At 72.9% G+C, this 21,470-nt stretch carries 20 protein-coding genes; 7 read left to right on the top strand and 13 right to left on the bottom strand.

The features are described 5' to 3' along the window. Nucleotides 1-112: 112 nt before the first annotated feature. The 3 genes from fmdA to Q1K26_RS19865 all read right to left on the bottom strand — a co-directional run bounded on the left by fmdA (nucleotide 113) and on the right by Q1K26_RS19865 (nucleotide 3,019). On the bottom strand, nucleotides 113-1,366 hold the full coding sequence (fmdA, locus tag Q1K26_RS19875) for a formamidase (protein ID WP_300015356.1): 1,254 nt from the start codon (nucleotides 1,364-1,366) through the stop codon (nucleotides 113-115). Between the two features lie 79 nt (nucleotides 1,367-1,445). Then, the gene (locus Q1K26_RS19870) at nucleotides 1,446-1,745 is read right to left on the bottom strand and encodes a zinc ribbon domain-containing protein (protein WP_300015074.1); all 300 of its coding nucleotides are present in this window, start codon (nucleotides 1,743-1,745) and stop codon (nucleotides 1,446-1,448) included. A 176-nt stretch (nucleotides 1,746-1,921) separates the two neighbouring features. Next, a complete protein-coding gene (locus tag Q1K26_RS19865; protein WP_300015072.1) occupies nucleotides 1,922-3,019 on the bottom strand; it encodes a substrate-binding domain-containing protein in 1,098 nt (365 codons plus the stop codon). A gap of 64 nt (nucleotides 3,020-3,083) precedes the next feature. Here Q1K26_RS19865 and Q1K26_RS19860 point away from each other — a divergent pair, with 64 nt between their 5' ends. Further along, nucleotides 3,084-3,545 (top strand): MarR family transcriptional regulator, encoded by a 462-nt coding sequence (locus Q1K26_RS19860; RefSeq protein ID WP_300015070.1) that lies wholly within the window; start codon nucleotides 3,084-3,086, stop codon nucleotides 3,543-3,545. A 125-nt stretch (nucleotides 3,546-3,670) separates the two neighbouring features. On the opposite strand, the gene Q1K26_RS19855 is transcribed toward Q1K26_RS19860, so the two are convergent. Then, complete coding sequence (locus Q1K26_RS19855; RefSeq protein WP_300015068.1) at nucleotides 3,671-3,982, bottom strand: nuclear transport factor 2 family protein; 312 nt, start codon at nucleotides 3,980-3,982, stop codon at nucleotides 3,671-3,673. A gap of 47 nt (nucleotides 3,983-4,029) precedes the next feature. Here Q1K26_RS19855 and Q1K26_RS19850 point away from each other — a divergent pair, with 47 nt between their 5' ends. The 3 genes from Q1K26_RS19850 (at nucleotide 4,030) to Q1K26_RS19840 (ending at nucleotide 6,719) form a co-directional block, all read left to right on the top strand. Further along, nucleotides 4,030-4,863, top strand: coding sequence for a MerR family transcriptional regulator (locus Q1K26_RS19850; protein ID WP_300015066.1), 834 nt, complete (start codon nucleotides 4,030-4,032; stop codon nucleotides 4,861-4,863). A 78-nt stretch (nucleotides 4,864-4,941) separates the two neighbouring features. Next, on the top strand, nucleotides 4,942-5,940 hold the full coding sequence (locus Q1K26_RS19845) for an ATP-binding cassette domain-containing protein (protein WP_300015064.1): 999 nt from the start codon (nucleotides 4,942-4,944) through the stop codon (nucleotides 5,938-5,940). Then, the gene (locus Q1K26_RS19840; protein WP_300015062.1) at nucleotides 5,937-6,719 is read left to right on the top strand and encodes an ABC transporter permease; all 783 of its coding nucleotides are present in this window, start codon (nucleotides 5,937-5,939) and stop codon (nucleotides 6,717-6,719) included. The genes Q1K26_RS19845 and Q1K26_RS19840 overlap by 4 nt, the downstream gene beginning before the upstream one ends. Here Q1K26_RS19840 and Q1K26_RS19835 read toward each other — a convergent pair. Both Q1K26_RS19835 and Q1K26_RS19830 read right to left on the bottom strand, forming a co-directional pair. Continuing rightward, nucleotides 6,695-9,829, bottom strand: coding sequence for a BTAD domain-containing putative transcriptional regulator (locus tag Q1K26_RS19835; RefSeq protein WP_300015060.1), 3,135 nt, complete (start codon nucleotides 9,827-9,829; stop codon nucleotides 6,695-6,697). The two genes, Q1K26_RS19840 and Q1K26_RS19835, sit on opposite strands and share 25 nt — an antisense overlap. Before the next feature lie 72 nt (nucleotides 9,830-9,901). Beyond that, nucleotides 9,902-10,414, bottom strand: coding sequence for a DUF1097 domain-containing protein (locus tag Q1K26_RS19830; RefSeq protein ID WP_300015057.1), 513 nt, complete (start codon nucleotides 10,412-10,414; stop codon nucleotides 9,902-9,904). Between the two features lie 256 nt (nucleotides 10,415-10,670). Here Q1K26_RS19830 and Q1K26_RS19825 point away from each other — a divergent pair, with 256 nt between their 5' ends. Both Q1K26_RS19825 and Q1K26_RS19820 read left to right on the top strand, forming a co-directional pair. Further along, complete coding sequence (locus tag Q1K26_RS19825) at nucleotides 10,671-11,846, top strand: LLM class flavin-dependent oxidoreductase (RefSeq protein ID WP_300015055.1); 1,176 nt, start codon at nucleotides 10,671-10,673, stop codon at nucleotides 11,844-11,846. A 45-nt stretch (nucleotides 11,847-11,891) separates the two neighbouring features. Further along, nucleotides 11,892-13,487, top strand: coding sequence for a helix-turn-helix domain-containing protein (locus Q1K26_RS19820; protein WP_300015052.1), 1,596 nt, complete (start codon nucleotides 11,892-11,894; stop codon nucleotides 13,485-13,487). Here the strand turns inward: Q1K26_RS19820 and Q1K26_RS19815 are convergent. Next, a complete protein-coding gene (locus Q1K26_RS19815) occupies nucleotides 13,475-14,143 on the bottom strand; it encodes a pyridoxamine 5'-phosphate oxidase family protein (protein ID WP_363320501.1) in 669 nt (222 codons plus the stop codon). The genes Q1K26_RS19820 and Q1K26_RS19815 overlap by 13 nt on opposite strands. Nucleotides 14,144-14,296: 153 nt before the next feature. On the opposite strand from Q1K26_RS19815, the gene Q1K26_RS19810 reads away from it, so the two are divergent. Then, nucleotides 14,297-15,469 (top strand): globin domain-containing protein, encoded by a 1,173-nt coding sequence (locus Q1K26_RS19810; protein ID WP_300015044.1) that lies wholly within the window; start codon nucleotides 14,297-14,299, stop codon nucleotides 15,467-15,469. A 9-nt stretch (nucleotides 15,470-15,478) separates the two neighbouring features. Here the strand turns inward: Q1K26_RS19810 and Q1K26_RS19805 are convergent, their stop codons facing one another. From Q1K26_RS19805 to Q1K26_RS19780, 6 genes are all read right to left on the bottom strand, one after another. Continuing rightward, entirely contained in the window at nucleotides 15,479-15,913 is a 435-nt protein-coding gene (locus tag Q1K26_RS19805) for a helix-turn-helix transcriptional regulator (protein ID WP_300015042.1), read from the bottom strand. Further along, a complete protein-coding gene (gene dnaJ, locus Q1K26_RS19800) occupies nucleotides 15,910-17,118 on the bottom strand; it encodes a molecular chaperone DnaJ (protein WP_300015039.1) in 1,209 nt (402 codons plus the stop codon). Before dnaJ ends, Q1K26_RS19805 begins: the two co-directional genes overlap by 4 nt. Before the next feature lie 12 nt (nucleotides 17,119-17,130). Then, nucleotides 17,131-17,808, bottom strand: coding sequence for a nucleotide exchange factor GrpE (gene grpE / locus Q1K26_RS19795; protein ID WP_300015036.1), 678 nt, complete (start codon nucleotides 17,806-17,808; stop codon nucleotides 17,131-17,133). Then, nucleotides 17,805-19,676: a molecular chaperone DnaK gene (dnaK, locus tag Q1K26_RS19790; RefSeq protein WP_300015033.1), complete on the bottom strand. Its 1,872-nt coding sequence runs from the start codon at nucleotides 19,674-19,676 to the stop codon at nucleotides 17,805-17,807. The genes grpE and dnaK overlap by 4 nt, the downstream gene beginning before the upstream one ends. 304 nt (nucleotides 19,677-19,980) lie before the next feature. After that, nucleotides 19,981-20,409 carry a hypothetical protein gene (locus tag Q1K26_RS19785; protein WP_300015030.1) on the bottom strand — a complete coding sequence of 143 codons (429 nt, stop codon included), beginning with the start codon at nucleotides 20,407-20,409 and terminating at the stop codon, nucleotides 19,981-19,983. A 36-nt stretch (nucleotides 20,410-20,445) separates the two neighbouring features. Next, nucleotides 20,446-21,465: a C40 family peptidase gene (locus tag Q1K26_RS19780; RefSeq protein WP_300015027.1), complete on the bottom strand. Its 1,020-nt coding sequence runs from the start codon at nucleotides 21,463-21,465 to the stop codon at nucleotides 20,446-20,448. Between the last annotated feature and the right edge of the window lie 5 nt (nucleotides 21,466-21,470).

Below are 21,470 nucleotides of genomic sequence, written 5' to 3'. Positions count from 1 at the left end.
GTGTGTGCCGCCCGCCGGGCGGCGTCTTCGGGGCGGTTCCGAGCGCGGCCGCACGCGGGGGCGGGCCGCAGCAGGGCCCGCCCCCGGACCGCACGGGGTGGTGCGGGTGTCCTCAGGCGCGCGCCACCGGCACGCCCATACCCGGGTCGACCTGGTGCGGGCCGCCCTTGCCCGGCCGGACGTCGAAGTCGAAGATCTCGGTCGGCAGGTAGACCGTCGAGCAGGAGTTCGGGATGTCGACCACGCCGGACAGGCGGCCCTCGATCGGTGCGGCGCCCAGGATCATGTAGGCCTGGATGTCGCTGTAGCCGAACTTCTGCAGGTAGTCGATCGCGTGCAGGCAGGCCCGCTGGTAGGACAGGTGCGAGTCGAGATAGCGCTGCTCGCCGTCCAGCGTCACCGACGTGCCGGAGAAGGCCAGCCACTCGCTGTACTGCGGGTCCGTGCGACCCGGCATGAAGATCGCGTTCTCGGAGACACCGTAGGTGTCCATCCCGCCCTTGATCAGGTCGACGCGCAGGTCGATGAACCCGCCCATCTCGATCGCGCCGCAGAAGGTGATCTCGCCGTCGCCCTGGGAGAAGTGCAGGTCGCCCAGAGAGAGCTTCGCGCCGTCGACGAAGACCGGGTAGAACACCCGGGATCCCTTGGTGAGGTTCTTGATGTCCTGGTTGCCGCCGTTCTCCCGGGGCGGCGCGGTACGGGCCGCCTCGGACGCGACGCGGGTGAACTCGTCGCCGGTGAGGTTGCCCAGGATCGCCGAGTCCGGCAGCGGGGGAAGGGCCAGCGGCGGCACCCGGTTCGGGTCGGTGTCGATCAGGGCCTGCTCGCGGGCGTTCCACGTCGACAACAGCGCGGCCGACGGCGCGGTGCCCATCAGGCCCGGGTGGACGATGCCGGTGAACGCGACGCCCGGCACGTGCCGTGAGGTCGCGACGCCGCCGGTGAAGTCCCAGATCACCTTGTACGCGTCGGGGAACTGCTCGGTGAGGAATCCGCCGCCGTTGCGGGTGGCGAACACGCCGGTGTATCCCCAGCCCTGCCCGGCGAGGGGTCCGGAGTCCTCCTGGGGGATCGGACCGACGTCGAGGATGTCGACGATCAGCAGGTCGCCGGGCTGCGCGCCCTCCACCGCGATCGGTCCGGAGAGTGCGTGCACGCTCGCCAGCGGTGCGTTGAGGATGTCGTCGGCGGAGTCGTCGTTGTGGATGGCGCCGTCGAACCACTCCCGGCAGTCCACGCGGAACGAGTCACCCGGCTTCACCTGCACCTGCGCGGGGATGTCGGGGTGCCAGCGGTTGTGGCCGACGATGCGCTGCTCGGTGAACTTCTTCATCGAGTCGAGAGGGAAGACGACCTCGGGCATGGTGATCAGCACTCCTCATCCGTGTCACCTGGTACGAACGTCGAACGCCGGGGGACCGGCGCGTCGGGGTGGGGTGGCCTCAGGGGCGTGGCAGCCGGCTGGTCCTCGGGTCCAGCCGGGGCGACGGGGCGCGTCGTGCCCGCCCCGGGCGCGGGGCCGCCGGCAGCGAGGACACGACGGCGGGCTCGGACCGGGAGGCCTCGGTCCGGTCGATCACGCCCATGCGGGTGCGGTCGGCGAGCCCGAGCAGTGGCGCGGTGTAGACCCGCGGTGACGGCGTGCCGCAGCGCGGGCAGGGGAGGGCTGCCGGCGCCGTCCCGATCGGCATGCGGACGTCGACGGGTCCGTCGACCTCGCATCGGTACCCGTACGTTGCCATCTGATCGACCTCCTGGCCGGCGGTCTGCCACGCTCCGTGTCCGGGCGCGGCGATCCGGACCCACCGCCGGCCGTCAGAAGACGGAGGCGGTGCGCCTGAATTGTGGAAACAATTTCCTAGGAAAATACGCAGCGTCACAGGCCTTGTCAATGGCCGCGGCGGACGAGTGCGGACGGTCAGAGCTGCTGGATGACGTCCCAGAACAGGCCGTCGGCGGCGGCGAGGAACACCTTCTGCCGCAGGTGCCGATCGCGCACCTCGACCGTCCCGCGCGGGCTCTCGTAGGCGAGCCCCTCGGCGACCGAGGTCATCGGCAGGACCTCGGTCGAGGCCGCGCGGCGCATCAGCTGGGTGAGCAGCCGCACGCCCTCGTAGCACGACTCACCCAGGCTGTTCAGCACCGGGGCGTCCGGGCCGAAGCGGCGGAAGTAGGTGGCCGCGAAGTCGAGGCAGGAGGCCGTCGTGAGGTCCTCGAAGTACCCGGCGGAGGTCATGAGGCCCCGCGTGTTGTCGCCGCCGGAGGCGAGCAGCACGTTCTCGTCGATCAGCGAGCTGAACCGCAGGACGTCGCGGTCGAGCCCCCATGCGGTGAACGACCGGTTGAACTCGACCGCGTCCTGGCCGATGAGCAGCATCAGCACGGCCTCGCAGGCGCTGGCCTCGACCCGGTGCAGCACGTCGGCGAAGTCGGTGGTGCCGAGCGGGACGTACATCTCGTCGCAGACCGTGCCGCCGATCTGCCGCAGGAACCGCCGTGCGGCGCGAGCGGAGAGCCGCGGCCACACGTAGTCGTCGCCGACGATCGTCCAGCGCCGGATCCCGGCGGCGCCGGCGAACCAGTCGAGCGTCGGGCCCAGCTGCTGGTCCGGCGTCTCCCCGGTCATGAACACGCCGGGCCGACGCTCGCCGCCCTCGTAGAGCGCGGTGTAGGCATAGGGGACGCGCCCGGCGATCGCGGGGGCGATGGCCTCCCGGACCGCCGAGATGTGCCAGCCCGTGACGGCCTCGATCGCCCCGACCCGGATGAGGGCGTCGATCTCCCTGGCGACGGCCGCCGGTGGCGCTCCGCCGTCCACCGGGACCAGGTTCAGCCGGCGGCCGAGCACGCCTCCCTCGTCGTTGACCTCCTCCATCGCGAGCGCTGCGCAACTCTCGCAGGACGGCCCGAAGATGCCGGCGGGCCCCTGCAGCGGGATGACCAGGGCCATGTTGAAGACGTCGCGCTCGGGCCCGGGCGGCACCGTGAGGTGCTGGGGCACCACAGGTGAGGTCATGGCAATACGCTAGTCAGTCGTCGCCAGGATCGTGCTGCTCCAATCGCAGGGATAACATTCTCTGATGGCGGTAGGGCCCGGGCGGCTGGACGGTGACGAGTCCCTGCGACTGCTCTCGCTGGTGGAGCGCGCCGCCACGCAGCGGCTCGACGAGGCGCTCCGCGCGCACGGTTCCGGTATCGACCAGTGGCGGATCCTCTCGCTGCTCGTCGAGCAGGGAGGTTGCCCGATGAACGTGGTCGGGGACCACGCGATGATGCTGGCGCCGAAGCTGAGCAAGCTCGTCGACCGGATGGTGTCGGCCAACCTGGTGCTGCGCCGCGCCGACGAGCACGACCGGCGGCGGGTGCTGGTCTTCGCCTCCCCGCGCGGACGCGAGGCACTGGCCGCGTGGGACGCCGCCTCAGCCGAGGTGCAGCAGCAGTTCCGGGAGATCCTGGGCTCGGACACCGAGCTGCTCGACGACCTGCTGCGGCGGCTCTCGCGCGGCCTGATCCGGACCACCGAGCCCGCCCCGCCGGCCTGAGCCCGCTGCACCCGCGGCCGGCCGTACGGCGGGAGCATGACCGGGCGTCCGAGCGCCTCCGGTGCGGGAAGACGGTCGTGACATGGGACCGACGGCCACCGTGGCACCGCCCGTTCCCGGCCCGATCAGCCGTTCGGCCGGATCGCCAGCCGCGAGATCCGCCCGTCCCCGTCGAGGCCGAACGTGAAGGTGAGCTCGACCGGGCTGCCCGGGAAGTCCCCGGCGATCTCGACGCGCGCCCGCGGGCCCGGCTCGACGGCGAGGACGTCGTAGGACACGCGCGGCGCCTCCGCCCGCCAGGCGTGGATGGCGGCCCGGCCGCGATGCGTCCGGTTCTCGTCCTCGACCACCGCGTCGTCGGCGAACAGGGCGAGGTGGTCCGCGGGGTCGGGGCGGGCGGCGAGGGTGAAGTAGCGGTCGATCGTCGTGGTGTCCATCGGACCACCGTGGACCCTCTCCCGGGAGGAGGGTCCAGAGTGCGCGCATGCAGGCTCGGCTCACGATCGGCGACTTCTCCCGAATCACCCACCTCAGCGTGCGGACGCTGCGCCGATACCACAGCGCCGGGTTGCTCGAACCCGAGTCCGTGGACCCCCACACCGGCTACCGCTACTACTCGACGGCGCAGGTGCCCACGGCACAGGTCATCCACCGGTTCCGCGAGCTGGGCATGCCCGTGCGCGACGTCGGTGAGGTGCTGGCCACCACCGACCCGGACGCCCGCGGCGCGCTCGTCGCCGCCCATCTCGCGCGCCTGGAGGAGCAACTCGATCGCACCCGCGAGGCGGTGACGGCGTTGCGCAGGCTCCTCGCCCCGTCCCCCGCCCCGATCGTGACGGAGTTGCGACGGGAGGCCGCGACGACGGTGGCCGCGATCGTCGCGACGGTGGACCTGGAGGGAGTCCTCGACTTCTACCGCGACGCCGCGGCCGAGCTCGACGCGGTGCTGCGGCGGAGGCGCTGCGAACCCACCGGGCCCCGCGGCGGTCTCTACGGCAACGCGCTGTTCACCGAGGAACGCGGATCGGCCACGGTCTTCGTGCCGGTGGCCGATCCGCCCGTCGAGGGCCGGGTGCATCCGCTGGTCCTTCCGACTGCAGAGCTGGCGGTGACGGTGCACCCCGGGCCGCACGACGACATCGACGTCACCTACGGTGCGCTGGGCTCGTGGGTCGCGGAGCAGGCGATGGCCGTGGCCGGGCCGGTGCGCGAGCGCTACCTGGTGGGCCCGTCGGACACGGCCGTGGCCGGGTCCTGGCGCACGGAGATCGGCTGGCCGGTGTTCCGGACCGGGGGCGGCCGGGCTCCGGGGTCCTGAGGCCCGGCGTGGATCTGGCGCCGGCCGGTGAAACCGCAGTGAAACCGGCGCAAGACCGACCACGCACACGCTGCGACCATGACCGACTCACCTCCACCGTCCGCCATCGCGGCGACGGGACTGCGCAAGTCCTACGGCGACACGCCGGTGCTCGACGGTATCGACCTGGACGTGCCGACCGGGACGATCTTCGCGCTGCTCGGGCCGAACGGCGCCGGCAAGACCACCGCCGTCCAGATCATGTCCACGCTGATCCCGGCTGACGGCGGCGAGCTCCGGGTGGCGGGCCACGACCTGGCCCGCGAGCCGGACGCCGTGCGCGCCGCGATCGGCGTCACCGGGCAGTTCTCGGCCGTCGACGGTCTGCTGACCGGCCGCGAGAACCTGATCCTGATGGCCGACCTGCGCCACCTGGGTCGGGCCGAGGGGCGGCGACGCGCCGACGAGCTGCTGGAACGGTTCGACCTGGTCGACGCGGCCGGCCAGGCCGTCGCGACGTTCTCCGGCGGCATGAAGCGTCGCCTCGACCTCGCCATGACGCTGGTCGGTGACCCGCGCGTGATCTTCCTCGACGAGCCCACCACCGGCCTGGACCCGCGCAGCCGCCGCGTGATGTGGGAGATCATCCGCGGCCTCGTGGCCGGTGGCGTCACGATCTTCCTGACCACGCAGTACCTGGAGGAGGCCGACCGGCTCGCCGACCGGATCGCCCTGCTCGACGGTGGGCACGTCGTCGCCGAGGGCACGGCCGCCGAGCTCAAGCGGCGCGTCCCCGGCGGCCACGTCACCCTGCGTTTCGCCGACGGTCCCGCGCTGGCCTCCGCGGCCGAGATGTTCGACACCGCGACCCGTGACGACGAGGCGCTCACGCTGCAGGTACCCGGTGACGGTGGCGTGCGGTCGCTGCGCGGGCTGCTCGACCGCCTGGACGCGGCCGCCGTCGACGTCGAGGAGCTGACCGTGCACACCCCCGACCTCGACGACGTCTTCCTGGCCCTCACCGGCCCGACCCGTCCCGGGTCTCCTGCGTCGGCCCGTCCATCCCCCGCGAACCCCACGAAGGAGCAGGCCCGATGACCACGACGTACGCACTGCGCGACTCGGCGACCATGGTGCGCCGGAGCCTGCGCCACCTGCTGCGCTACCCGTCGCTGACACTGATGCTCATCGGCCTGCCGGTGGTGCTCCTGCTGCTGTTCGTCTACGTCTTCGGCGGCACCCTCGGTGCGGGGCTCGGGGTCGGGGGCGGCCGCACCGAGTACCTGCAGTACCTGACGCCGGGCATCCTGCTGATCGCCGTGGCGTCGGCCGCACAGGGCACCGCGATCACCGTCGCGATGGACATGGTCGAGGGGATCGTCGCCCGGTTCCGCACCATGTCCATCTCCCGGGCCTCGGTCCTGACCGGGCACGTCGTCGGCAGCGTCGTGCAGTCGATGGTGTGCGTGCTGGCGGTCGTCGGGGTGGCGCTGCTGATCGGATTCCGGCCCTCGGCCGGGCCGCTGGGGTGGCTCGGCGCGTGGGGGATCCTGGTGCTGGTCTCCGTCGCGCTGACCTGGCTGTCGGTGGCCCTGGGCATGGTCAGCAAGAGCGTGGAGACGGCCAGCAACCTGCCGATGCCGCTGACCTTCCTGCCGTTCCTGAGCAGCGGTTTCGTGCCGACCGAGTCCATGCCCGCCGGCCTGCGCTGGTTCGCCGAGAACCAGCCGTTCACCCCGATCATCGAAACGCTGCGGGGCCTGCTGACCGGCGGACCGCTCGACAGCGCACTGCTCGCGATCGGCTGGTGCCTGGCGATCACAATCGCCAGTTACCTGTGGGCCCGCAGGCTCTACGAGCGCGACCCGTCCCGCTGACCCAGCAGCTCCTGCGCCGCCCGGCGCAGGCCCTCGGGGTCCAGGCCGGCGTACGACGACACCGCCTCGTCGTACGCCGGCCCGCCGGCGCGCCGGGCGAGGTCGACGGCGTGCCGGGCCGCCATCGTCGGTGCCTGCTGCGGGTAGTGCAGGGCCTGTGCCAGGGCGATCATGCGCGCGGCGGTCGCACCGTCCCGTCCCTCCGCCAGCTCGAGCATGGCCTGGGCCAGCAGGAACGCACCCCACAGCGGGTAGACGACGAAGTACCCCGGCGGCCGGTCGACCGGGGTGTCGAGCATCGCGGCCAGGGTGTGCGGGAGGTCGGTGGCGATGTCGGCGACGAGGTCCAGCCGCCCGTGGCGCGCGTGGGCCACCACTGCGGTGGCGTGTATCTCCAGCGCCCACGGCTCCAGGCCGGTCGGGTCGACGTCGAGGCCCTCGGTGTCACGCAGCCGCGTCACGGCGCGGCGCCACAGCCCCAGGCCCGTATCGAGGGCGCCCCGGGCGAGCGCGATCTCCGCCCGCAGCTCGACGTCGAAGGTGAAGCCCGCGGCCCGGCTCGGTTCGGCCCCGTCCAGCAGGCGCTCGGCCTCGTCCGGGTCGCCCGCCTGCAGGTGGGCGAGCGCGGCGGCCCAGCGGATCTGGAACGCGTCTGCGGAGTCACCGAACCCGTCGAGCAGCCGCTGCATCTCGCGCATGCGCGGCAGCGCCGCGGCGGCGTCGCCGGTGAGCAGCAGCTTCTCCACGAGCAGCGCGCGGGCGAGCACCCACAGGTACGGATGCTCCGTGACGTGGAACGAGGCCACCATCGACTCGGCCGCCCCCCGCGCGCCGGCCGGGTCGTTCGCGTGCGCGTGAACGTAGATCGCGACACCGCGGGCGATCCCGGCCAGCAGCGGCTCCGCCGACCCGCACATCCGCCGCAGCGGTTCCGGGTCCGGGCCGAGGACCTCGGGGGCGGCGGCCAGCACCGTGGCCATCGCCCGGACCGGGGTGTCGGCGGGGGCGGGCGGAAGCCGGCGCAGCAGGACCAGCGCTCGGGTGGCCCGCGCGCCGAACAGGCTGAACTGGGTGGCGACCGCGAGCGTGGCGGCGGTCCGGGCGACCTCGACGTGGGCGGGCCCGGGCCGGAAGCGGGACAGGACTCCGGACGTGTCGCGCACCAGCGCCACCATCCGCAGCGATTCGGAGCCGAACGTGTACAGGCCGGCGAGCACGGCGGTCACGGCCGCGACGGTGGCGCCGTCGCAGCGTTCGAGTCCGTGCCGCAGCGCGAACGCGAGATTGTCCTGCTCGGCCGACACCCGGGCGAGCGCGGTGGCCGGGTCGGGGCCGAACGGGGCCGCGTGGTGCGCCACACCGAGGTCGCGGGCCCAGGCGAGCAGGCCGTCGATCGCCGCCTCGGTCTCGCCGGCCTCGTCCCGGCGGGCGGCGCCGAACTCGCGCACGGTCTCCAGCATCCGGAAGCGGACCTCGGAGCCGGTGTCGTCCACCGCCAGCAGGGACTGGTCGACCAGGTGCTCCAGGACCCCGAGCACGTCCCCGCGGGCGGGTCCGCCGACCAGGTGCGCCGCGGCGCCGGCGGTGAATCCGCCGGGGAACAGCGACAGCGCCCGCCACGCCGCCCGCCCGGCCGGGTCGAGCAGGTTCCAGCTCCAGTCGACGACGGCGTGCAGCGTGCGATGCCGCTCCGGGGCGTCCCGCGCTCCGCCGCGGAGCAGCGCGAACCGGTCGTCGAGGCGCCGGGCGATCTCCGCGACGGACATGACCCGGGTCCGCGCCGCGGCCAGCTCCACCGCCAGTGGCAGCCCGTCGAGGTGGCGGCACAGGTCCTCGACCACCGGTGCGGGCAGCTCGACACCCGCCCGGGCCGCTCGCGCCCGCCGCCCGAACAGCTCCACGGTGACGGGCAGCGTCAGCTCGGGCAGCGGGTACACCGACTCCGAGGTCAGACCCAGCGGCGCGCGGCTGGTGGTGAGCACCGTGAGATCGCGCGTCATCGCGACGAGCACCCGCACGAGGTCCGCGACCCCGTCCAGGACGTGCTCGCAGTTGTCCAGCACCAGCAGCGTGGGCCCCGTGCCGAGCGCACCGAGGATTCCGGTCACGACGTCGGGATCCACCGCCGCGCGGTGCCGCGACTCGCCGAGCCCCAGCGCCGAGGCCACCTCGCCGACCACCTCGCCGGCGCTGCCGAGCCCGGCGAGCGCCACCAGGTGCACGACCCGGTGCTCGGCCTGCCGGGCGACGACGTGGGCCAGCCGGGTCTTGCCCAGGCCCCCCGGCCCGACGATGGACGTCACTCGGGCCCGGCGGAGCAGTTCCCCGACCGCGGCGGCGTCGGCATCGCGCCCGAGCAGCTCGTTGGGCTCGTACGCGACCCCGCGGCGCACCTCGGGCCCCTGGCTCCGCAGCTGGTCCTGTGCCCACGCCCGCAGCGCCGGGCCGGGGTCGGTGCCCAGCTCGTCGCGCAGGGTCCGGCGAAAGGTGTCGTAGCGGGCCAGTGCCGCGGACGGCCCCGCGGTCGCGGCCTCGGCCCGCAGCAGCTCCAGCAGCACCTCCTCGTCGCGGGGGTGCTCACGGTGCAGCTCCGCGAGCGCGGTCGCGTCGCGGCGACCGAGGTGGGCCAGGGCCAGCGCCCGGACCCGCCGCAGCGTCCGGACCGCCGCCATCCGGTGGCGACGCAGCTCCGCGACCGGATCGCCCGCCTCGATGTCGCCGGTGCCGTCCCACAGCGCCAGCCCGGCCTCGGCCGTGTCCAGCGCACCGGCGTGGTCGGCGGTGCGCTGGAGCTCGGTGGCCGCCGCAACGTGGCGCAGCAGCGCGGCCGCATCGACCTGGCCCTCGTCCACGGCCAGCCGGTAGCCCGTCGCCGTCGTGGCGATGACCCCCGCCCCGAGTTGCGCCCGGGCGCGCGACACGAGGATCTGCAGGGCCTTGGTCGGGTTCTCGGGCCGCCCGTCGGGCCACAGCCCGTCCACGAGGCGGGCGGTGCCGGCGCCGGCGCGCAGATCGGCCGCGAGCAGCGCCAGCAGGCCGCGCAGCCGGGGCCCGGTGATCTCCCGGCCGCGGTGGGCGACCCGCGGGAGCAGGGTCAGCTCGGGGGCCACCGGCCCAGGCTAGCCAGCCCCGCCGCCCAGGAGGTGCCGGGCGCGACCACGCCGGCCCGGTCGCCCCCGCGTTCAGGCCGCCTGCGGGGCGCGGGCGCTGACGAGCCTGCCGACCAGGAGGGCTCCGGCGTAGCCGTACAGCCCGCCGACGACGAACGAGATGGCCATGACCGTGAACGGGCCGGTCGGCAGCGAGAAGTCGGTCCCGGCAGCCCCGCTGAGCAGGCCGAAGCCCGCGGTCGAGGCGTACCCGATCACGTGGCCCGGGACGAAACCCAGCGCCGGGAGCAGCGCACCGAGGATCATCACCCCGGTCAGGCCGCCGACGATCACCCCGATCAGGAGCGGGCTCGTCGTCAGACCGATCAGGATCAGCGCGACGGTGGCCCACGCGACGCCCCAGAGGTTGGCGGGCACCGACTTCTTCAGTGCGTCGAGATCCCCGCCGGCCGCGAAGAAGCTCGCGGCCCCGAGGAAGGTGGCCGGGATGAACAGGCCGAGGCCGGCGAGCGGGCCGACGTAGAGCCAGGTCAGGATCCCGCCGACGATGCCGACGACGAGCGCCAGCGCAACAGGCAGCTTCATGGAACGCCATCCTCTGGTCCAGCGCCCCCTACGACAGGTGGACGCAATTGAGTTGTACGGCGCAGGACGATCCGGCGCGGGAAGCCGTTCGACAAGAGGAAGAGGGGGACACGCCGATGCTGTGACCAGGAGTTATCCGGGGGACATGATCCGGAAACGGCACGACACAACACGTCAACGCGACGGTCGGCACAAAGGTCCCTCCTGTACGGAATCCGCACACCTCATCGCCTGTGACGCGAGTCATCATCGGACCATGACCCGTCTGCGCTTCGGCACCTTCCTCGCCCCGTTCCACGCCCCCGGCCAGAACCCGACGCTGGCCATCCAGCGCGACCTCAAGCTCGTCGAGCACCTCGACGCGCTGGGCTACGACGAAGCCTGGATCGGGGAGCACCACTCGGCCGGAAGTGAGATCATCGCGTCGCCGGAGATCTTCATCGCGGCCGCCGCGGAGCGCACCCGGCACATCAAGCTGGGAACCGGCGTCACCTCGGTCGCCTACCACAACCCGCTGTGGGTGGCCGACCGGATGGTGCTTCTCGACCACCTCACCCGTGGACGGACGATGCTCGGTGTCGGCCCCGGGTCGCTGCCGACCGATTCGTCGATGATCGGGCTCAACCCCACCGACACGCGTGAGCTGCTCGATGTCAACCTCGACATCATCATGCGGCTGCTCCGTGGCGAGTCGGTCACCCAGCAGACCAGGACGCACAACCTCATCGACGCGCAGCTGCAGCTGCGGCCCTACACCGACCCGTGCTTCGACATCGCGGTCGCCGCCGTCGCCTCACCCACCGGGCCCCGGCTGGCCGGGCGGCACGGTGTCGGCCTGCTCTCGATCGGCGCCACCCTCACCCAGGACGGGTTCGACGCCCTCGCCCACCACTGGGGTGTCGTCGAGGAGCGGGCCGCGCACTACGGTCAGCCGACCCCCGACCGTTCCGGCTGGCGCCTCGTCGGGCTCATGCACATCGCCGAGACCCGTGAGCAGGCCTATCGTGACGTCGAGTTCGGCATCGAGCACTGGTTCAACTACTTCCAGAAGGTCGCCGCGTTCCCACAGATGGGGGTGACCGACAGCGGCGACATCAAGGGCATGATCGACTTCGTCAACGAGGCGGGGATCGGGGCGATCGGCACCGTCGAGGACGCGAAGGCGCAGGTCCGCAAGCTGGTCGCCCAGAGCAACGGCGGCTTCGGTGCGATGCTGATCATGGGGCACGACTGGGCCGACCCGGTCGCCACGCATCGTTCGTTCGAGCTCATCGCCCAGCACGTCTTCCCCGAGTTCCAGGACCAGGCGGCCGGCACGCTCGCCGCGGCCGGCCGCGCATCGCAGACCCGGGAGGGGCACGCGGCCAGCCAGCTGGCGGCCGTCGACCACATGGCCGCGAAGTACCAGCAGGAGCTCACCGACAAGGGCTGATCCGTGCGATCGTCGGGGACACGCGACGGCGCGGAGGGGGCATTCATGACGGTCGGTACGGCGTGGGAGCGGTTCCATGCGGGTGAGGAGCCGCACGGCGTCCGTGGCGAGGTCCTCACGTCGTGGCGGCGGTCGCGGATCAGCGGCGTCGACCCCCGATTCGTCGAGCCACCCCATGTCGAGACCGACCTGGACACCCATCTCGTCCGGGTCGCCGTGCCGATCATGGAGCGGATGGCCGAGATGCTGGTCGGTGACCGGTCCTGCCTCGCGCTGTCCGACGCCCGCGGCAGCGTGGTCTGGCGCTGGGTGTCCGAGCCGATGCTGCGCGGCGCACTGGACCGGTTGTCGGTGGTGCAGGGATTCTGCTTCGACGAGGCGATGGTCGGTACCAACGGGCTCGGGACCGCGCTGGAGACCGGCGGGCTCGCCGTCGTGCGCGGATCGGAGCACTTCGTGCAGCGGTTCCACGAGGTCACGTGCGTCGCGGCACCGGTGCGGCACCCGGTGACCCGGCGCACCGTCGGCGCGGTCAACGTGACGTGCCGCGCGCAGGACACCTCGCCGCTGCTCGCGGTGGTGGTGCGCAAGCTCGTCGACGAGGTGCAGGCCGCCCTGCGCGACGCGGCGAGCCGGCGGGAGCGCGCCCTGCTGGACGCCTTCCTGACCGAGCAGCGCAGCGCGAGTGGGCCGGTGCTCACCGTCGGGGACGACGTCGTCATCGCGAACGCCGCGGCCACCGCACTCGGCCTCGAGCAGCACGCGATCTGGGACGAGGTGCGCCACGGAGCCGACGGCATGCAGGTCACGCTGCCCTCGAGCCTGACCGCGCGCCTGCGGCTGGTGAGGGACGGTCCGACGACGACCGGCGCCGTGCTGAGCGTGATCGGTCCGGCCGCCCCGGAACCGGCACCACGGACCCGGGGCCCGCGGCGCGACCGCTGGGGCCGACTCATCGCGCAGGTGCGGGCCCTCGCCGCCACCGGACCGGTCGCCGTCCGGGGTGAGCCGGGCAGCGGCCGCACGACGCTGCTGAGCACGGTGTTCGGCCCGGAGACCGCCGTGCTCGACGCCGCGCACCCGGTCACCGTCCCGCACGGGATGCCCGTGGTGGTGCGCCATGCCGACGTGCTGTCGGCCCACGCGGTACCGGCCCTCGCCACGGCGCTGACCGGCGAGCAGCGGCCGGTCGGCGTGACGATCCCTCCCGACGGCCACGCGCCGCTGCTCGACGCGATCGGCGCCTCCGCCGTGAGCCTTCCGCCGCTGCGCAGGCGAACCGACGAGGTCGCCGGGCTCGCCCGACAGGAGCTGCGCCGGCACGGCCGGAACCTGGTGCTCGCCCCGGATGCGCTGGCTGCGTTGGTCCGGTACGGCTGGCCCGGCAACGTCGCCGAGCTGGTCCGGACCCTGCGTGACGCGGCCGGTCGCGCCCGGGCCGGGGTCGTCGGGGCGGACGCGCTGCCCGAGGGGATCCGCGTCGCGGCCACCGGACGCGCCCTCACCCCGCTGGAGCGCGCCGAGTCGTCGGTGATCGCCACCGTGCTCGCCGAGTGCGGCGGCAACAAGTCCGCCGCGGCCAGGGAGTTGGGCATCTCGCGCACCGCCCTCTACGCGAAGCTGCGCGCCTACCGGCGCTGAGTGGGCGCGGTGTCCCTGGCCCCGAAGTAGTCGCCGCCCTTGCCGGCCGGGTCGTCGGTGCCCCACGGCCGTCGCTGCGCGACGCGCTGCATCTGTGGGATGTGCTTGCGGCAGTGCACGTACGCCTCCTCGACCTCGACGACGACCCACCACTGCGCCTGCCGACCCGGGGCCGGGTCGTGGCGCAGTTCCGGATGCTCCGCGCGCAGCTCGTCGTCGGCCACGATCCGGGCGCCACCGTTGACGTGCAGGCCGATCCGGTCCCGCTCGAAATCGACCATCAGCAACCCGACGTGACCGTTCTCGGTGATGTTCCCGAGGCTGGCGTGCACGCCGTTGCCCCGGTACTCGGGATAGGCGAGCGTGTGATCGTCGAGCACCTGGACGAAGCCGGCCGGTCCGGCGCGCAGCGACGCGTCGCACTCACCCGACGCATCCGCGGTGGCGACGAACACCATCTCCATCCGGCGCACGAACTCCACCATCGCCGGTAACAACCGGTCGCGCACCTGCTCGGAGTAGAAGCGGTCGGCGCGGTCGCGGGTGCCGTACGCGCACTGCAGCTCGTGCTCCCCGGAGGAGCCCGGGCGGTGCGGGTCGGCGGTCTCGGGGACGGCGGACGGCTCACTGGGCACGGGCCCGGCTGGAGGTGTCACCCCCCGCACAGTGCCATCCCGCGCACGTTCGGTCACGGTTCGAGCGTCGCCGGGTGGCGTCATCCTCCCGTGCGTGCTTTAGGCTGAGCCGCTAGCACCCCGCGTCACCGCACCCCGATGCGGCCCCGTCGAGCAGAGAGAGCCGGCCACCGAATGACCGCCGAACAGTTGCTCACCGCCGATCTCCCCTCGGCCGGTGAGTCCCGGAGCGGGGCGTCGGGGATGGTCGAGATCATCCGTTCGAGCTTCGCGCTCGTCGAACCGCACGCCGAGAACGTGGGTCGGCACTTCTACGCGACGCTGTTCAGCCGGGCGCCCGAGACGCGCGACCTGTTCCCCGTGAACATGGAGGTGCAGCGCAGCCGGCTGCTCCGGGCGCTCGTGCACGTGGTGCAGATGGTCGACCAGCCCGACGACCTCGTCCCGTTCCTCGAACAGCTCGGGCGTGACCACCGCAAGTTCGGTGTGATCGCCAAGCACTACGACGCCGTCGGCGGCGCGTTGCTCTCGGCCGTCGCCGAGTTCGCGGGTGACGCCTGGACCCCCGAGGTGGAGAAGGCCTGGACCGACGCCTACGGCGTGGTCGCGGGAGCCATGCGGACCGCGGCCCAGGCCGAGCGCGGGCCGGCCTCGTGGCTGGGCCGCGTCGTCAGCCACACCCGGATGGGCTGGGACCTGGCCGTCATCACGGTGCAGACCAGCGAGCCGATCCCGTACCGGGCGGGCCAGTACGTCAGCGTCGAGACCCCGCAGCGCCCCCGGCTGTGGCGCTACCTCTCCCCCGCCAACGCCCCCCGCCCCGACGGCACGCTGGAGTTCCACGTGCGCGCCGTGAGCAGCGGTTGGGTGAGCCGCGCGGTCGTGGCGCACTCGCGCGTCGGCGACACCTGGCGGATCGGGCCCCCGATGGGCCGCATGAGCATCGACCGCACGTCTGGGCGCGATCTGCTGATGATCGCGGGCGGCACCGGGATGGCTCCGCTCAAGGCGCTGATCGAGGATCTCGCCGCGCAGGAGAAGCGGCCCCGCACCCAGGTGTTCGTGGGCGGTCGCACCTGGGAGGACCTCTACGACTTCGGCGCGCTGCGCAAGCTGTCCTACAGCAACAGCTGGCTCGACGTGATCCCGGTCGTGGAGCAGGACGAGGAGGACTCCGGCGCGGAGAGCGGGACGCTGGCCGACGTCGTCACCCGCTACGGGGCGTGGGCCGACCACGACGTGCTGGTCTGCGGTTCCCCGTCGATGATCAGGGCCACCGTCTCGCGGATGCTGGTGGCGGGCACGCCACTGGACCGCATCCGCTACGACCCGTTCACGATGGACTGACCGGGTCGCTCACTCGCGCGGTTTCGGGCGCCAGACCACGAGCGCCTGGCGCCGGTCCACCGGCACCAGATCTCGCCGGTAGGAGGCGTGCACGCTGGCCGCCGCCTGCTCGGCCGCCGCCCGGGCGGCCAGCAGCTCCTGCGCCATCTCGTCGATGCGGGTGCGCAGGTCGTCGACGAGCTGCTCCAGCTCGATGATCCGCTTGATCCCCGCCAGGTTGACGCCCTCGACCTGCGAGAGCCGTTGCACCTCGCGGAGCAGCGCGATGTCACGCGCCGAGTAGCGGCGGCCACCGCCTGCCGACCGGCCGGGGCTCACGAGCCCCAGCCGGTCGTAGCTGCGCAGCGTCTGGGCGTGCAGGCCGGCCAGCTCGGCGGCCACCGAGATCACGAACACCGGGCTGTCGGCGCTGGGCCCGCCCGGCTCCCGGCCCGGCCTGCTCACCGACCGCCCCCGAGCAGGTCGGCGCGCGGGTCGAACGCCTTGGTGGCCTCCGCGAAGGACTCCAGGGCGGCGGTGGCCGCGTCGTCGAGCTTCGAGGGCACCGCCACCTCGACGGTGACGAGCAGGTCACCCGTCCTCGCCTTGCGCACCACGCCGCGGCCCTTGACCCGGAACGTGCGCCCGGAGGTCGTGCCGGGCGGGATCCGCAGCGAGACCGTGGAGGGGACCCCCGCCGAGTCCAGCGTCGGCACCGTGACCGTGCTCCCCAGCGTCAGCTCGGGGAACGTCACCGGCACGGTGAGCGTCAGGTCGTCGGCGTTGCGGGGCGAGCGCCCGAACAGCCGGTGCGGCGTGACGTGCACGGTGACGTACAGGTCCCCGGCCGGGGCCCCGCCGCGTCCGGGCTCGCCCTGGCCCTTGAGCCGCACCTTGTTGCCGTCGTCGACGCCCGCGGGGACGCGGACGGTGAGCTGGCGGGTGCGCGTGCTCACGCCGTCGCCGCCGCACTCCGGGCAGGGGTCGTCGATCAGCCGGCCGGTACCGCGGCAGTCGCGGCACGGCTCGGAGAAGGCGAACGCGCCCTGGCTGCGGCTCACCAGGCCCACCCCGTTGCAGGTGGGGCACTGGCGCGGCGTGGTGCCCGGCTTGGCTCCCGTGCCGCCGCAGCGGTCGCAACGACCCGGCGAGGAGAGCCGGATCGGCACGTCGGCCCCGCGTACCGCCTGCACGAAGTCGATCCGGAGCTCGGTCTCGACGTCGGTGCCGCGGCGGGCACCGGCCGGTGCCGTGCCACGGCGGCCGCCGCCGGGCTGGTTGGCGAACAGGCCCCCGAAGATGTCGCCGAGACCGCCGGCGCCACCCTGTCCCTGGCCGAAGATGTCGTTCAGGTCGAAGCTCTGCGCGCCACCGCCCCCGCCACCGAACCCGCCCGGACCGAAACCGCCGGGCCCGAAGGCGCCGCCGCCGCCGGCGAACAGCGCCCGGGTCTCGTCGTACTCCTTGCGCTTCTTGTCGTCGGACAGCACGCCGTAGGCCTCGGACACCGTCTTGAACCGCGTCTCGGCCTTCGCGTCGCCGGGGTTGGCGTCCGGGTGCAGCTCGCGGGCGAGCTTGCGGTACGCCTTCTTGATGTCCTCGGTGGACGCGTCGGAGGCGACGCCCAGCTCACGGTAGAAATCCTTCTCGATCCAGTCGCGCTGGGTCACGGCGCCTCCTCCCTACTGCTCGGACGTCTCGGTCGGCTGATCCGGGTCGGGCACCGGGCCGTCCGGCACCCGGTCGACGACGGTGACCATCGCCGGTCGCAGGATCCGGTCGGCGATGCGGTAGCCGCGGCGCAGCACCGCGGACACGACGGTGACGGTGGGTCCCGCGGCGTCGCTGGTCTCGTGCTGCACGGCCTCGTGCAGCGACGGGTCGAAGGGCTCCCCGTCGAAGCCGAACGGCTCCAGACCCTGCTTCTGCGTCACGGCCACGATCTTGTCGGCCACCGCCTTGAACGGGCCGGTGAGGTCGCCGTGGCTCTCCGCGCGGTCGAGGTCGTCGAGCACGGTGAGCAGTTCGGACACGAACTGCACCCGCGCCCCGACCAGCACCGCCTCGCGGTCGCGATCGACCCGGCGCCGGTAGTTGGCGTACTCGGCGCTGACCCGCTGCAGGTCGGCGGTGCGCTCCGCCACCTCGCCGGTGAGCTCCTCGATCCGGGGGTCGGCCTCGGCCTCGGTCACGGACACCTCCTCCACCGGGTCGGAAGCAGCGGGGGCGGCCCCGGCGGGCTCGTCGCCTGCCGGGGCGCGCACCTCACCGGTCACCGGGTCCACCCGGCGCCGGTCCCGCACCACGACCCGCTCGCCATCGCCGTTGCCGGCGTGCTCGTTGCGGTCGTGGGATGTCACGTGCGGTCCTTCTCCTCGTCGACGATCTCGGCGTCCACGACGTCCTCGTCGGCCTGGGCCTGCGACCCGTCGGCACCGGGGGTGTCTCCGGCGGCCCCGGTGGGCCCGCCCGCGCCGTCGGCGCCCTGCTGGGCGTACAGCGCGGCCCCGAGCTTCTGCGACTCGGTGGCCAGCTTCTCGGTGGCCGCCTTGATCGCCCCGGTGTCGGTGCCCTTCAGCGCGTCCTGCGCCTCGGTGAGCGCCGTGTTGACCTCGGCCTTGAGGTCGTCGGGCAGCGTGTCGTCGTTCTCCTTGAGGAACTTCTCGGTCTGGTAGACGAGCGACTCGGCCTGGTTGCGGACCTCGGCGTCCTCGCGGCGTGCCTTGTCCTCCTCGGCGTGCTGCTCGGCCTCGCGCATCATGCGGTCGATCTCGTCCTTGCCCAGCGCCGAGCCGCCGGTGATCGTCATGTCCTGGCTCTTGCCGGTGCCCTGGTCCTTGGCCGAGACCTTGACGATGCCGTTGGCGTCGATGTCGAAGGACACCTCGATCTGCGGCACGCCCCGCGGTGCAGGCGGCAGGCCCGTCAGCTCGAACATGCCGAGCTTCTTGTTGTACGCCGCGATCTCGCGCTCGCCCTGGAACACCTGGATCTGCACCGACGGCTGGTTGTCGTCGGCGGTGGTGAAGATCTCCGAGCGCTTGGTGGGGATCGTGGTGTTGCGCTCGATGAGCTTCGTCATCACGCCACCCTTGGTCTCGATGCCGAGGCTCAGCGGGGTGACGTCGAGCAGCAGGACGTCCTTGACGTCACCGCGCAGCACGCCGGCCTGCAGGGTCGCGCCGAGGGCGACGACCTCGTCGGGGTTGACGCCCTTGTTGGGCTCCTTGCCGCCGGTGAGCTCCTTGACCAGCTCGGTGACGGCGGGCATGCGGGTGGAGCCGCCGACGAGCACCACGTGGTCGATCTGGCCGACCGAGATGCCGGCGTCCTTGATGACCTGGTTGAACGGGGTGCGGGTGCGGTCGAGCAGGTCGGAGGTGATCCGCTGGAACTCCGCGCGCGACAGCGTCTCGTCGAGGAACAGCGGGTTCTTGTCCTGGTCGACGGTGATGTAGGGCAGGTTGATCGTGGCCGAGTTCTGGCTCGACAGCTCGATCTTGGCCTTCTCCGCCGCCTCGCGGAGGCGCTGCCCGGCCATCTTGTCCTTGGTCAGGTCGATGCCCTGGCTGGACTTGAACTTGTCGACGAGCCAGGTGATGATCCGCTCGTCCCAGTCGTCGCCACCGAGGTGGTTGTCGCCGTTGGTGGCCTTGACCTCCACGACGCCCTCGCCGATCTCCAGCAGGGACACGTCGAACGTGCCGCCGCCGAGGTCGAACACCAGGATCGTCTGGTCCTTGTCGCCCTTGTCCAGGCCGTAGGCCAGCGCGGCCGCGGTAGGCTCGTTGACGATGCGCAGGACCTTGAGGCCCGCGATCTCACCGGCCTCCTTGGTGGCCTGGCGCTGGGCGTCCTCGAAGTACGCGGGCACGGTGATCACCGCTTCGGTGACCGGCTCGCCGAGGTAGGACTCGGCGTCGCGCTTGAGCTTCTGCAGCACGCGCGCGCTGATCTCCTGGGCGGAGTACTTCTTGCCGTCGATGTCGTCGGTCGACCAGCTGGTGCCGATGTGGCGCTTGACCGACCGGATCGTCCGGTCGACGTTGGTGACGGCCTGGTTCTTGGCCGACTGCCCGACGAGCACCTCGCCGTTGCGGGCGAAGGCGACGACGGACGGGGTGGTGCGTGCACCCTCCGAGTTCGCGATGACCGTCGGCTCGCCGCCTTCGAGGACGGCGACGACGGAGTTGGTGGTGCCGAGGTCGATGCCGACCGCACGAGCCATGGTGTTCCTCCGAGATGCTTGCCTTGCGTTGGTCCGACTCAAGTCTGCCACGAAGGCCCGACGGCGGCGACGCCGCCCTTGAGCCGGATCCGCTCAACTTGTTCGAAGGGTGCAACGGGTGGCGGCCGTATCTTGTTCCGGGCCGCCGGGATGACGGAGTGACGCGGGCCGATGCGGGATCCTCGGCCGGTGACACCCGTCCGGGCCCGGGACGCACAGGACCGCGGACGGCACGTCGCGGCGCTGAACGGCGTGCGACCTTGAGGGGGCCGCCCGACCGGGGGCGCGCCCGACCGGGGTCGCCCTACAGGGGGTCGGCGGGGCGCGGCGGGACGCGCCCCGCCGAGGCCCGGGGCAGCGGGTCGTCGACCGGGGCGAGAACGCGGCGCGTCGCGGCGTCGGTCACGAGCTCGTCGCGGGCGTCGCGGTACTCCAGCTCACCGTCCGGGCCGAGGTCGGCGTGGAATCCGGACGCGGCGAGCTGCTCCTCGTCCATGTCGGCCAGCCGCTCCCAGCGGCTCGGGACGACGCGGTACTGGGGCCACGGCTGGTCGCGGTAGGCGTCGTGCAGGTCCGCCAGCAACCCCACGAACACCTGTTGCCAGCGTAGCGGCATCGACTGGGCGAGCGAGCGTGGTACGACGAGGTGGTCCTCGGTGGCGCCGGGGGCGGGGCGGTCGAGGTAGTCGGCCACCGGGGTGGTCGAGGCCGGGGTAGGGGGGTCGCTGTCCATCACCGCCATCGTGGCAGAGGGGCTGTGACGGTGTGGTCACGCCCGGTTCGGTGTGGTGCCCGGGCGGGTGGCCACGGGCAGCAGCCTCGGGTGGTCCCACGGCATGGGCCGCACGCGGACGAACTCCCCGGTGTAGGGGGCCTCGACCATCTGGTCGTTGCCGATGTACATGGCGACGTGGTGGATGGTGCGGGGGTCGGTCGGGTCGGTGCCGTAGAAGAACAGGTCCCCGGGCGCCATCTGGCGCACCGGGACGTGTCCCCCGGCCCGGAACTGGTCGCGCGACACCCGCGGCAGCGTGATGCCGGCCTCGCGGAACGCCGCCACGAGCAGCCCCGAGCAGTCCCAGCGGTCCGGCCCGTTGCCGCCCCACAGGTAGGGATCGCCGACCTGGCTGAGCGCAAACTGGATCGCCGTGGCCGCCGCACCCTCGGCCAGCACCGCGGTGCGCCCGCAGCCGGCGGGATCGGCGACGTCGGCGAGGGTCCGCACGAGGTCGGCGGCCAGCCCCTCCCACTTCGCGTAGGCGGCCGGGAACGCCGAGCGCTGGACGGTCTGGGCGGCCACGGTGACCGGCATCGTCTCCCAACCCGGCACCTCGAGCAGCCGCTCGATGAAGATCGTCGTGCTGTAGACGGGGTCGGTGACCTGGGCCGGGGACCCCCAGCCCTGGGACGGGCGCTGCTGGAACAACCCGAGCGAGTCCCGGTCGCCGTAGTCGATGTTGCGCAGCGTCGACTCCTGCATCGCGGTGGCCAGCGCCACGAGCCACGCCCGCGGCGGCGCGCCCATGTCGCGAGCCACCCCGATGATGGTCGCGGCGTTCACCCGCTGCTCCTCCGACAGCGTGGCCGCCGTGGTGCCGGCCCGGTCGGGGACCAGGCCGACGCCGCCACCCCGCAGGCCCGCGTCACAGGCCGCGTACGCCGACGCGGACCGCGCCCCGCCGCCGTTCACCGTGAACGCGATCATCCCGACGACGAGCACCAGCCCGAGCGCCGCGAGCACCGCGACGGCGGGGACGAGCAGCCGCATCGGGCGCAGCAGGCGCATCATCGGCC

Origin of the sequence: Pseudonocardia sp., assembly GCF_029263155.1 — a bacterium.
GTDB lineage: Bacteria > Actinomycetota > Actinomycetes > Mycobacteriales > Pseudonocardiaceae > Pseudonocardia.
The sequence above is the reverse complement of the archived record's forward strand: the minus strand, read 5'-3'. Positions and strand labels throughout refer to the sequence as shown.

Coding starts and splice junctions, on each gene's coding strand:
- Q1K26_RS19870 (WP_300015074.1), bottom strand. CDS start 1,745: ATGGCAACGTACGGGTACCGATGCGAGGTCGACGGACCCGTCGACGTC.
- Q1K26_RS19860 (WP_300015070.1), top strand. CDS start 3,084: ATGGCGGTAGGGCCCGGGCGGCTGGACGGTGACGAGTCCCTGCGACTG.
- Q1K26_RS19810 (WP_300015044.1), top strand. CDS start 14,297: ATGACCGCCGAACAGTTGCTCACCGCCGATCTCCCCTCGGCCGGTGAG.
- Q1K26_RS19850 (WP_300015066.1), top strand. CDS start 4,030: ATGCAGGCTCGGCTCACGATCGGCGACTTCTCCCGAATCACCCACCTC.
- Q1K26_RS19830 (WP_300015057.1), bottom strand. CDS start 10,414: ATGAAGCTGCCTGTTGCGCTGGCGCTCGTCGTCGGCATCGTCGGCGGG.
- fmdA (WP_300015356.1), bottom strand. CDS start 1,366: ATGCCCGAGGTCGTCTTCCCTCTCGACTCGATGAAGAAGTTCACCGAG.
- Q1K26_RS19780 (WP_300015027.1), bottom strand. CDS start 21,465: ATGATGCGCCTGCTGCGCCCGATGCGGCTGCTCGTCCCCGCCGTCGCG.
- Q1K26_RS19865 (WP_300015072.1), bottom strand. CDS start 3,019: ATGACCTCACCTGTGGTGCCCCAGCACCTCACGGTGCCGCCCGGGCCC.
- Q1K26_RS19820 (WP_300015052.1), top strand. CDS start 11,892: ATGACGGTCGGTACGGCGTGGGAGCGGTTCCATGCGGGTGAGGAGCCG.
- Q1K26_RS19785 (WP_300015030.1), bottom strand. CDS start 20,409: ATGGACAGCGACCCCCCTACCCCGGCCTCGACCACCCCGGTGGCCGAC.
- Q1K26_RS19825 (WP_300015055.1), top strand. CDS start 10,671: ATGACCCGTCTGCGCTTCGGCACCTTCCTCGCCCCGTTCCACGCCCCC.
- dnaK (WP_300015033.1), bottom strand. CDS start 19,676: ATGGCTCGTGCGGTCGGCATCGACCTCGGCACCACCAACTCCGTCGTC.
- Q1K26_RS19855 (WP_300015068.1), bottom strand. CDS start 3,982: ATGGACACCACGACGATCGACCGCTACTTCACCCTCGCCGCCCGCCCC.
- Q1K26_RS19840 (WP_300015062.1), top strand. CDS start 5,937: ATGACCACGACGTACGCACTGCGCGACTCGGCGACCATGGTGCGCCGG.
- Q1K26_RS19845 (WP_300015064.1), top strand. CDS start 4,942: ATGACCGACTCACCTCCACCGTCCGCCATCGCGGCGACGGGACTGCGC.